We start from the raw sequence: 5676 nt of genomic DNA, 5'->3' as shown, positions 1-5676 counted from the left end.
GTTTTTGAATTCAAACTTTTTATACAGTTGGTTGTTTTCTTCTTTCCACATGATGATGAAGTTTATATGAGGTTTCAGGTCTCAGGTCTCAGGTTTCAGGTTTCAGGTCTCAGGTTTCAGGGATTTCAAATTTGAAATCTCAAATCAGAAATTCAAAACACCAGGTGCGTTTTGTTCCTTATCTTCTCTTTTTCCAGTTGGGTGATCAGTTGTACGCCCTGGATGTTTTTTATAGATTGCTGCAGGTAATGTATATAATGATCGTGAACATCATCGCCTTTCAGCAGCCATAAAAAGTCGAGATGCCGGAACTCGGGCAGCAGGTATTCGCCTTCAAACTGGTTATTGTATATATAATGAACGAGTGAAGTGCCGGCTTCCCCATATTCGTATACCGAGAAAAAGTATCGCCGGTTCTTCCTGGCAAGCTGTATTTCAATATCGCTGTTTAAGCGAAAATCGCAACCCAGGCACTGGTTGAGCAGCCAGCAAAACCTGTAATCTTTAACAGGCGCAACAATACCGAGTATTTTTGCGTCGGAAAAAAAATCTTCTGCAAGCACGCTATTGTCTATTGTCAGCTTCATCAGTAATTAAAACGTTTGTTGAAAGCTGCCGGCTATCAGTTTTGAGCTACCAGCTATGAGCAATATCAGGACAAGACATGTGGTTCTCACCGCTGATAGCTGACTGCTGATACCTCATACCTCACTTCACAAACGTAATATCAAACTTCAGGTCTTCATTTCCCCTTTTTACATCCACGGTTGTGCTGTCGCCGGTTTTGAATTTGCTTAACGCCTGCATATAGGTTTCCAGTGAATTAACGGTATATTCGCCCAGACGTATCACCACATCCCCGGTTTTTAAACCCGCTTTTTGAGCAGGCCTTCCGTCGCTTACACCATCTACCCTGACACCGGAACCGCTATATGTATAATCGGGCATAATACCAAGGGTAACCGAAAACTTTGCGGTTGTTGTCGTTTGCCTATCCCTTGTGCGCGTAAACGCCAGCTTATCCTTTTTGTTCAGGTCTTTTACCAGTCCGGCAATGTATTTTATGATCTGCAGCTCACCCACATAATTGATCTTATCCGCGTCGTCGGAAGGCCTGTGATAATCCTGGTGCAGCCCGGTGAAGAAAAACAACACCGGGATATCTTTCCGGTAAAAAGAAGTGTGGTCGCTCGGACCGGTACCGCTGGAATCTGTTTTAATTGAAAAAGGAAGCCTTTTCTGATCATACAATACTTCGCTCCATACCGGCGAAGTGCCATAACCGCCAACAGTAAGGGTTTTAGTGCTGTCGCTCAGCCTTCCTACCATATCCAGGTTGATCATATAGTTAACCGCAGACAGATCAATAGTGGGATGCTCTGTAAAATATTTGGAGCCAAACAATCCCAGTTCCTCACCCGAAAAAGCAATAAAGAGATAATTGTTGTTCCTTGATTTTGATCTGGACAGCAATTTGGCCAGCTCTATAACCGCAGCTGTTCCGCTTGCATTGTCATCGGCCCCGTTGTGAATTTGCTTTTGTCCGTTACGCAGCATTGAATTGCCATCCTCACCATAGCCCAGATGGTCGTAATGCGCCCCTATAATTACGGTAGAGGTTGCATTGTTATTGATATAGCCGATAACATTATGACCGGTTCTGCTGCCTTCACCAATGTCTACCTTGAGCCTTATATCATAAATAGATGAGGCATCGCCAAGATAGTTCTCCTTGCCCGTTTTGGTGAGGTAAATTACCGGTAGGGCAAGCACTTCAGATTTATCCTTTTTATTGAAATGTATATTATCCCCGTCATCACCGCTGTTGAACAGGATCAATGCCGTTGCGCCTTTTTGGCCTGCTATGCCAGCTTCTTTTTTTATATACTCGTATACATCAAAATGAGGATTTTTCCGGTTTTCTGTTATTGCAGCCTCTATGTCTTTAAACCAGGGAGCACCCCTTTCGGATAAGGAAGTGGCTACAGGTATTTCCGCTACTGATGCGTTGGCGCTGAAAGCAAGCGGAAAATAATCTTTTTGCACCATCAGCTCCTTGCCATTTACTATGAACAGCGTTGCCTTATTGATCTGTTTGCCATCTTTTATTTCAAAGGATTGCAGGAAGGTTTCCCCCTCTCCTTTAGGCAGAAGTCCCGCGGCTTTGTATTGGCCGATGATAAAATCAGACGCAGCTTTTTCACCGGGCGTGCCGGCACGCCTGCCCTCCAGTTTATCATCGGCAAGAAAATGAATGGTGGTTTTAAGGTTTTCAACGATCGCCCGGTCGGACTTTCTTAATCTTTGTGAAAAAACAAAAGCACATTGCGAAGAAAGCAGAACGAGGAATAGTATTCTTTTCATTATGGGTGAAAATTGTGTAACCATAGCGGCAAAGTTAGGATTAGTCGTTTTAAATTTCGTATATGTTCATTTTTCATGCCATATTTATATATTTTACCACTCCTTTACCGATTTCGTAACTATGGCAATCTGATTTGCCCGTATTTTTGCAAATTCCCAAAAGCCAGTATTGAAATCACAACAGCTACATATTGCATTGCTCGGAAACCCCAACAGCGGAAAAAGCTCTTTATTTAATGCACTTACAGGATTAAATCAAAAAGTAGGCAATTTCCCGGGGGTTACCGTAGATAAGAAATCCGGTGAATCTAAAATTTCCGCCGCACTTACGGCCAATATCATTGACCTGCCGGGTACCTATAGCCTGTACCCCCGGCGCAGCGACGAATGGGTTTCTTATAATGTGCTGATGAATCCCGGTTCGGCAGACACTGCGGAACTGTATGTTTTAATTGTAGATGCCAGCAACCTGAAACGCAACCTGCTTTTTGCATCGCAGATCATAGATCTTAAAAAACCGGTTGTGGTAGCCCTTACCATGATGGACATCGCTTCCAAAAAGGGGCTTACCATAGATGTGCAGGGGCTGGAGAGAGAGCTGGGCGTGCCGGTAATACCTGTGAACCCGCGCCGGGATAAGGGCATTAGTGAACTTAAAAAAGCAATTGAACAAACCGCCCGGCAGTTGTACAAACCTCCTGCAAGGAATTTTGTTGAAATGAATGATTTATCCCGGGGGGCAATAAACGACATAAAAAAAATACTTCCCCATATAAGCGATTATGCCGCCGTTCATTACCTCATTCATCACGAATCATTTGCACTGGATACCCCTATGCAGGATACGATTGAGGGAATAGAAAGAAAACATGGCTTCAACCATACCAAAGTACAGGCGGAAGAAATTACACAACGCTATACCCGCATCCGCCATATCATGCAGCAAACCGTTGTGGAGGCTGATCCAAGGGAAAAACAACGGACTACCGACCGGTTAGACCACATTTTACTGCATCGCTTTTGGGGATATGTAATACTATTGGGCGTTTTGGCCATCCTTTTCCAAAGCATTTTCTGGCTGGCGCAATACCCCATGAATGCCATTGAATGGATATTTGGAGAATGGAGCAACTGGCTCGCAGGCGTATTACCGCAAAACTGGTTTGGCGACCTGGTCGTGAATGGCCTGGTTGCAGGATTGGGCGGCATCGTAGTTTTTATACCGCAGATCATGATCCTTTTTGGACTGATCACCATCCTGGAAGACACAGGATATATGGCGAGAATTAGTTTTTTAACGGATAAGCTTATGCGCAAAGTGGGGCTCAACGGAAAAAGCGTAATGCCAATGATCAGCAGCTTTGCCTGCGCCGTACCTGCAATCATGAGCACCCGCAACATTGAAAACAAGAAGGAGCGGCTGCTTACCATTATGGTAGCCCCCTTAATGAGCTGCAGCGCCAGGCTTCCCGTATATATCATTTTAATATCACTGGTTATACCCAATACCTATTACTGGGGCTTTATAAGTTTGCACGGACTGGTAATGACCGGACTTTACCTCCTTGGAGTGGTAATGGCTCTTGTGGTATCGTACGTAATGAAATGGTTTATACGCATTAAAGAAAAAAGCTTTTTCATTCTCGAATTACCGGTTTACCGGGCGCCGCGCTGGAAAAATGTTCTCGTGATAATGGTGGAAAAGGCAAAGATCTTTGTATTTGAAGCGGGCAGGGTAATTTTGGTGATCTCCCTTATTCTCTGGGCATTGAGCACGTACGGCCCTCCGAAAAGAATGGAAGCTGTTGAAACACGTTATGAACAACTGGCTTTGCAGCAACCAGACAATGCGCAGCAACTGGGGGAAGAAAAAAGAACAGCGCTCCTTGAAAATTCCTATGTAGGTATACTGGGCAGAACCATTGAGCCTGCTATTAAGCCACTGGGATACGACTGGAAGATCGGCATTGCTCTTATTACTTCTTTTGCGGCACGTGAAGTGTTTGTAGGCACAATGGCCACCATTTACAGTGTTGGAGGCAACGCCGATGAAAATGATATGACGCTGAGAGAGAAAATGAAAGCTGCCACATGGACAAACGGAGCAAAAATTTACACACTTGCTGCCGGTGTATCCCTGATGGTGTTTTATGTATTTGCCATGCAATGTATGAGCACCCTTGCTATTGTGAAACGGGAAACACGTTCGTGGAAGTGGCCGCTCATCCAGTTGATTTACATGACGGGGCTGGCCTATGTTTTAAGCTTCCTGGCCTACAATTTATTAAAATAATAATGTTCCCTCCACCCGATTTAGTATCTTGAAGTATGAATTGCAAACTATTATACAGGCTTTTGCCTTTTGTGCTTGTCGTTTTTATCGCCTGCTCCGGTCCCGATAAGCCGGCCGATACCGGTAATACCTCCGACTCAACAGATATACCGGAGCCGGAAACCGTTATGGAACAACCGGATACGGTTCTTTTCTGGACAGTAGATATAGAACAGAAATTAAAAACGAGGGTGTATAAAGATAGCATGACCATTACCGAACCGCAGAGCATTGTTAACGGTATCAATTCCATTTACCCTTCTATCCGCCTGGAGTTCCTCAAACTTTCGGGAGACACGGTATACACGCATATTGACAGCTCCTTTACTTTCGCTAACGACATGGGTTCTTTTGGCGCGTCTGAATATATCTCAACCGTTGTGATCAACCTTACCATGCTTCCCGGTATCAATTATGTAAACCTCGATTTCCCCGAAGGCAGCCATGCTACACCCGGCGTATTTCCCAAAACCGGGTATGCCGCTTATAAGGAAAAGGAAGAGTAAAAAAACGCACACTCTTTATTTAAGAATAGTTATAACTCCTTACGGAGCATAAGCTGCAGAGCACCCCCGTAAAATGGCAGGGAAATGCCGGCCAGGCGCTTTCACGCTCCACTGATAATTTTCAGTATATTTACCTTTTTCATATCGCGATGAGAACCTGGAATTTCGGAATTATAGGGGCCGGCATGGTGGCCGACTTTCATGCCAGATCTATTCAGCATCTTAACAATGCCCGCCTGGCAGGAATTTGCGGTGCAGGGTCTGGCAGGGCAGCCGTACTGGCAAAGCAATACAATTGCCCGGAGTTTAACGACTATCATGCCATGCTGCGCAACCCGGAGATAGACATCGTTACTATAGCCACGCCCAGCGGCATGCACATGGAGCCCACGGTAGAAGCCGCCTTACAGGGTAAGCATGTGTTGTGTGAAAAGCCGCTTGATATTTCGCCGGAAAGAATTGATGCAATGATCG

Annotated in this window: 5 protein-coding genes; 3 read left to right on the top strand and 2 right to left on the bottom strand. The window is 44.9% G+C overall.

Annotated features, from left to right (window positions below):
* Window positions 1-152 precede the first annotated feature (152 nt).
* Window positions 153-587 (bottom strand): IPExxxVDY family protein, encoded by a 435-nt coding sequence (locus tag PLH26_RS19640; protein WP_324587723.1) that lies wholly within the window; start codon window positions 585-587, stop codon window positions 153-155.
* Between the two features lie 121 nt (window positions 588-708).
* Window positions 709-2364, bottom strand: a complete 1656-nt coding sequence (locus PLH26_RS19635; RefSeq protein WP_324587722.1) for a M28 family peptidase — start codon at window positions 2362-2364, stop codon at window positions 709-711.
* A gap of 169 nt (window positions 2365-2533) precedes the next feature.
* On the opposite strand from PLH26_RS19635, the gene feoB reads away from it, so the two are divergent.
* From feoB to PLH26_RS19620, 3 genes are all read left to right on the top strand, one after another.
* On the top strand, window positions 2534-4657 hold the full coding sequence (gene feoB / locus PLH26_RS19630) for a ferrous iron transport protein B (protein ID WP_324587721.1): 2124 nt from the start codon (window positions 2534-2536) through the stop codon (window positions 4655-4657).
* Window positions 4658-4692: 35 nt separating this feature from the next.
* Window positions 4693-5202 (top strand): hypothetical protein, encoded by a 510-nt coding sequence (locus tag PLH26_RS19625; protein ID WP_324587720.1) that lies wholly within the window; start codon window positions 4693-4695, stop codon window positions 5200-5202.
* A gap of 149 nt (window positions 5203-5351) precedes the next feature.
* A partial coding sequence (locus tag PLH26_RS19620) for a Gfo/Idh/MocA family protein (RefSeq protein WP_324587719.1) occupies window positions 5352-5676 on the top strand: 325 nt, incomplete at its 3' end.

The organism is Agriterribacter sp., assembly GCF_035444585.1.
In the GTDB taxonomy this organism is placed as follows: domain Bacteria; phylum Bacteroidota; class Bacteroidia; order Chitinophagales; family Chitinophagaceae; genus Agriterribacter.
This window is presented reverse-complemented; position numbering and strand designations above follow the sequence as displayed.